This is a genomic window from Brevundimonas sp. (assembly GCF_013823285.1).
In the GTDB taxonomy this organism is placed as follows: domain Bacteria; phylum Pseudomonadota; class Alphaproteobacteria; order Caulobacterales; family Caulobacteraceae; genus Brevundimonas.
The window spans coordinates 1-5,540 of sequence record NZ_PNLV01000136.1 but is presented as its reverse complement, the minus strand read 5'-3'; the positions used below and the strand labels follow the sequence as shown (position 1 = coordinate 5,540).

The following is a 5,540-nucleotide window of genomic DNA, read 5'->3' as shown; positions in this document are numbered from 1 at the left end:
ATTCTAGGGGCGCTAACGCTCGCGACGCGGTCGCTCGTTGCTTGAGCGCATTTTTTTGTGCGCTACCGCTCGGCTCGCGGAGCCTCGCTGCTTGAGCGCGGGCGCGAGAGCGCCTCGCGCCGGGGCCCCGCGATACCGGCGCGCTCAAGCCGTGAGCGTCCGCGACGCGAACATAGCGCACTGAAATGACGCTCAAGCAGCGAGGCTCCGCGAGCCGAGCGGTAGCGCCTAAGATATGGTCATGATTTGTGAGGGGCGGGGGGGCGCCGCCCGTGGCATGAGCAGGCTGTGACCGAGTCCCGTTCCTCCCTGAGTGTCGCCGAGATCGCCGCCATCGCCGCCATTGTGGTGATCTGGGGCGTGAACAACGCCGCCGCGAAGGTGGCGACCGAGAGCCTGCCGCCCCTGCTGACCGGAGCGCTCCGTTTCGGGCTGGCGGCCGTCTGTCTGGCCTGGTTCGTACGTCCCCCGTTTCCGAACTGGAAAAGTCTGGTTGTGCTGGTCCTGCTGGGCGGGCCGATCCATTTCGGCCTGATCTATCTGGGCTTCTCCATGGCCAATGACATCAGCCCGCTGTCGGTCAGCCTGCAGCTGTGGATTCCCATGACGGCGCTGTTCGCCTTTCTGCTGCTGGGCGAGCGCATCACGGTGCCGGCGGTTCTGGGCATGCTGATCGCCTTTTTCGGCATCGCCTGGATGGTGCTGGACTCCCACGCCTTCATGGACCTGCCCGCCATCATGATCGGCGTGGGCGCCAGCGTGGCCTGGGCCCTGACAACGGTCATCGCGCGGCGGACGCGAGCCGTGTCTCCCATGAAGATGCAGGGGCTGCTGTCCATGACCGCCTTCGTGTTCCTGCTTCTGGGCTCGCTGACCTTCGAGACGGGGCAGGTGGCGGCCATGCAGGAGGCGCCGCCGCTGGCCTGGGGCGCCGTGGCCTTCGGCGCCCTGATCTCCACGGTCATCGCCACGGGACTGGCCTTCTGGCTGGTGCAGCGACGCGAGGCGGGACGGGTGACGCCCTATCTGCTGCTCACGCCCGTGGTGTCCATCCTGATCGGCTGGGGCTTCATGGGCGACGTCCTGACGGTGCAGATCCTGACCGGCGCGGCCCTGACCCTGCTGGGGGTGACCATTGTCGCCCTGGCCGAGCGGGGACTGCGCGCCGGGGTCGCCCCCGGCGCCAAGGTGCAGGTCTAGCTGCGCGAAACCACGGCGCAGGCCACCCGGTCGCCCGCCCCGCCGATGGGCTGGCTGCGGTGATCATCCGGGTTGGCGTGGATGACGATGGCGGACCCGTCCTCGTCCCACAGCCACTGGCCGGGACCGTTCTCGGCGATGCGGGCCGAGGTGGTGAACAGCTCCGCGCGCGCCTGGCCGTTCTCGCCGGCGTGGATGTTGGGCAGGTCGCCGTCGTCGGGGCCTTCGGGATTCAGCAAGCCGTGGGGCGCCTGGCTGTGATTGATATGGCTGCCTGCGTTCTCGAACGCGGCGTCGCTGCAGTCGCCCACGGCGTGGATGTGGATGCCGTGCCAGCCGGGCGTCAGGCCCTCGGCCTCCACGCGCATCAGCAGGCCTGTGGGCCCCTGGGTGAGGGTGACTGTGCCGATCTCCTCGCCGTCGTTGTTCATCAGCGTAGCGTCGCCCGTCTCGGTCGTCGTGGCTCGAACGCCGTCCTGATCCCCCGGGGTGGGCGCTGTCTGCGACGAGGCGGGCGAGGCGGCCGGAGGCGTCGTTGGCTCGTTGTCGCCGCAGGCCGCGAGGCCCAGGGCGCCGATGCCCATGACCGTGGTGAGGAGAAGGTTCGCGCGCATATGTCGGCTCCCATTTAAAAGCTTTGCCGCAAGGGGTCTGGATGCGCCGGCGTGCTTTGCCACGCAAGCCCCTGGATGCTAATGTTTCGGCCACGGAAGACGTTCCGATTCCCGCCCCCCGGGGGCGTCAGAAAAGCCTGAATTCACTTGACCGACGACACCCAGAACGACGCCCCCCTCCCGGGCGGCACCGACGATATCGCGCCGATCGCCATCGAGGACGAACTGCGCCGGTCCTATCTCGACTACGCCATGAGCGTGATCGTCAGCCGGGCGCTGCCGGATGTGCGCGACGGGCTCAAGCCTGTGCATCGCCGCATCCTGTATTCGATGCACGAACTGAACATGACGCCCGAGCGCAGCTACATGAAATGCGCGCGGGTGGTCGGCGATGTGCTGGGGCGGCTGCACCCGCACGGGGACGCGTCGGTCTACATGGCCCTGGTCCGCATGGCCCAGCCGTTCTCCATGGGGCTGATGCTGGTGGACGGTCAGGGCAATTTCGGCTCGGTGGACGGGGATATGCCCGCGTCCATGCGATACACCGAGTGCCGCATGCAGTCGTCGGCCATGGCGCTGCTGGCGGACATCGACAAGGACACCGTCGACTTCCAGCCCAACTATGACGGCAAGGAGCTGGAGCCCGTCGTCCTGCCGGCGCGGTATCCGAACCTGCTGGTCAACGGCGCCGGCGGCATCGCGGTGGGCATGGCCACCAACATCCCGCCGCACAATCTGGGTGAGATCGTTGACGCCTGCGTGGCGCTGCTGGACGACCCGGACATCGGCCACGACCAGCTGCTCGAGATCGTGCCGGGGCCCGACTTCCCCACCGGCGGCGAGATCATGGGCCGCACCGGCGCGCGCAACGCCCTGCTGGACGGCCGCGGCTCGGTGGTGGTGCGCGGCAAGGCGTCCATCGAGGAGATCCGCAAGGACCGCGAGGCCATCATCATCACCGAGATCCCGTATCAGGTGAACAAGCAGACCCTGATCGAGCGGATCGCCGAGATGGTGCGCGAGAAACGTCTGGAGGGCATCGCGGACATCCGCGACGAGTCCAGCCGCGAGGGCATGCGCATCGTGGTGGAGCTGAAGCGCGACGCGCCGGGCGACGTGGTGCTGAACCAGCTCTATCGCTGGAGCGCCCTGCAGAGCTCGTTCGGCGTCAACATGCTGGCGCTGAACCACGGGCGTCCCGTGCAGATGGGCCTGAGGGCCATGCTGGAGGCGTTCCTGGACTTCCGCGAGGAAGTGGTGGTCCGGCGCATCAAGTTCGAGCTGGCCAAGGCCCGTGACCGGGGCCACGTGCTGGTCGGCCTCGCGACGGCGGTGGCCAATATCGATGAGGTCATCCATATCATCCGCTCGTCCGCCGATCCGGCCGAGGCGCGGGAACGGCTGCAGGGCAAGCCCTGGCCGGTGGGCGATATGATCGCCCTGGTCGAGCTGATCGCCGACCCGCGCAGCGTGGTCATCGACGGCGACAAGCTGCGCCTGACAGACGAACAGGCGCGCGCCATCCTGGCCCTGACCCTGTCTCGCCTGACCGGCCTGGGCCGTGACGAGATCATGGGCGAGGCCCGCGAGCTGGCGGACGTGATCCAGGGCCACCTGACCCTGCTGTCGGACCGCAAGAACATCATCGCGGTGATCCGCGAGGACCTGCTGGCCGTGAAGGCCGAGTTCGCCGTGCCCCGTCGCACCATGATCGGCGAGGGCGAAGGCGACATGGAGGACGAGGACCTGATCCCCCGCGAGGAGATGGTCGTCAGCGTCACCCACGGGGGCTACGTCAAGCGCGTGGCCCTGAACGCCTATCGGACCCAGCATCGCGGCGGCAAGGGCCGCTCGGGCGTGGCGATGAAGGACGACGACGCCGTGGTCGGCGTGTTCTCGGCCTCGACCCACACCCCGGTGCTGTTCTTCGCCACCAACGGCAAGGCCTACAAGCTCAAGACCTGGCGCCTGCCCCTGGGCGGGCCGACCTCGCGCGGCAAGGCGTTCGTGAACCTGCTGCCCATCGAGCCGGGCGACACCATCATGAACGTGCTGCCGCTGCCCGAGGACGAGGCGGATTGGGCCAACTACGACATCATGTTCGCCACCAAGTCCGGCGACGTGCGCCGCAACAAGCTGTCGGACTTCGCGACCGTCAATCGCGCGGGCAAGATCGCCATGAAGCTGGAGGAGGGCGACCACATGGTCGGCGTCGCCCTGTGCACGGCCGAGGACGACATTCTGCTGACCACGGCCTTGGGCCGCGCCATTCGCTTCAAGGCCGACGATGTGCGCGTGTTCAAGGGGCGGGACTCCACCGGCGTGCGCGGCGTCCGTCTGCAGGACCAGGACGAGGTCATCTCCATGGCCGTGCTGGGCCGGGTTGACGCCACGCCGGAAGAGCGGGCCGCCTATGTCAAACACGCCAACGCCATGCGCCGGGCCGCGGGCGACGAGGATGAAGCCGCGGTTCCGGACGCCGACGACGAGGCGGTGGCCGAGGCCGCGCTGTCGGTCGAGCGCATCGCCGAACTGGGCGCGGCCGAGCAGTTCATCCTGACGGTCACCGACACCGGCTTCGGCAAACGATCCTCGGCCTACGAGTATCGCCGCACCGGTCGGGGCGGGCAGGGGCTGACGGCCCACGGTCTGGGCGGCCGCGCGGGCGCCCGCCTGGCCGCCGCCTTCCCGGTGGAGGACAGCGACGACCTGCTGATGGTCACCTCGCGCGGCCAGATGATCCGCACGCGCGTCGATCAGGTCCGCATCGTGGGTCGGTCCAGCCAGGGGGTCACCATCTTCCGCACGGCTGAGGGTGAGAAGGTCGTTTCCGTCGAGCGTCTGCCGGAAGTGGCGGGCGACGAGGCCATCGAGGACGGCGTTGAGGACGGCGCCGAGGAATAGAATGGTCGGCCTTGGCCACGGCCGTGGCCGGTTGCAAGGATAGGGAGGGGTTCTTGCGCATATTGGTGCTGCTGCTCGCGCTTGCTCTGGCGTCGTGCGGGGTGGGGTCTGTCGACCCGGAACGGGATACCCAGGCGCGCGCCGTCTATGAGCAATTGCGGCTGGGTGATTTCGACGCCCTGCGGTCATCAATGACCGACGCTGGCCGTGCCAACGCAACCGATGAGCAACTTGAGACGGTCCGTGCTTACGCGGGGTCGAACGCGCCGTCAGAGACGCGCACCCTGTCGTGGCAGTGGAATGTGAGGGATGATCTTTCCGTCTATGAGATCACCCATGAGTATGACCACGAGCAGAAGATCGTTCAGATGGCGACCTTGATGGTCCGTGAGGGTGAGGATCCCTGGCGCGTAGAAAGAGTCCACATCAATCATTTCTCGCCGGCCCAGGCGGCGCTGGCCGCCTTCACATTGCGGGGGAAGACGCCTTTGCACTATGGCGTGCTTGCCCTGGCGGTGCTGGCTCCACTGTTCTGCCTGTTTACGGCGGTCGTTGCGGGGTGGCGGCGGCGGTGGGTCTGGATGATCGTCAGCCTGTTCGGGGTGGGTCAGCTGACCCTGAACTGGGCGACCGGCGCCGCTGAGTTTCATGTCGCGCAGTTCGCGCTTCTCGGTGCGGGTTATGCAAAGGGGCCGGGGGCTCTGGACCCGTGGATTATCCTTGTGGCCCTGCCGATACCCGCCCTTCTATTCTGGCTGTTTCGAGGGTGGCGACCCAAGAAGCCGAAAGCCGGCAAGGTCAGTGACGCTGATCGACCGACCG

The 5,540-nt window shown here is 67.7% G+C and carries 4 protein-coding genes; 3 read left to right on the top strand and 1 reads right to left on the bottom strand.

All coding sequences use genetic code 11. From position 1 onward, the window contains the following. Nucleotides 1-288 precede the first annotated feature (288 nt). Nucleotides 289-1,200 (top strand): DMT family transporter, encoded by a 912-nt coding sequence (locus tag C0461_RS13225; protein WP_292107665.1) that lies wholly within the window; start codon nt 289-291, stop codon nt 1,198-1,200. Here the strand turns inward: C0461_RS13225 and C0461_RS13220 are convergent. Further along, nucleotides 1,197-1,814: a superoxide dismutase family protein gene (locus tag C0461_RS13220; protein ID WP_292107663.1), complete on the bottom strand. Its 618-nt coding sequence runs from the start codon at nt 1,812-1,814 to the stop codon at nt 1,197-1,199. The two genes, C0461_RS13225 and C0461_RS13220, sit on opposite strands and share 4 nt — an antisense overlap. Nucleotides 1,815-1,961: 147 nt before the next feature. On the opposite strand from C0461_RS13220, the gene gyrA reads away from it, so the two are divergent. Continuing rightward, the gene (gene gyrA / locus C0461_RS13215) at nt 1,962-4,718 is read left to right on the top strand and encodes a DNA gyrase subunit A (RefSeq protein ID WP_292107661.1); all 2,757 of its coding nucleotides are present in this window, start codon (nt 1,962-1,964) and stop codon (nt 4,716-4,718) included. A gap of 53 nt (nt 4,719-4,771) precedes the next feature. Next, nucleotides 4,772-5,540, top strand: a 769-nt coding sequence (locus tag C0461_RS13210; RefSeq protein WP_292107660.1) for a hypothetical protein, incomplete at its 3' end; no start/stop codon positions are given.

What these genes read in the sequence shown, in the direction of transcription:
- C0461_RS13220 (WP_292107663.1), bottom strand. Translation starts at nt 1,814, where the DNA reads ATGCGCGCGAACCTTCTCCTCACCACGGTCATGGGCATCGGCGCCCTG.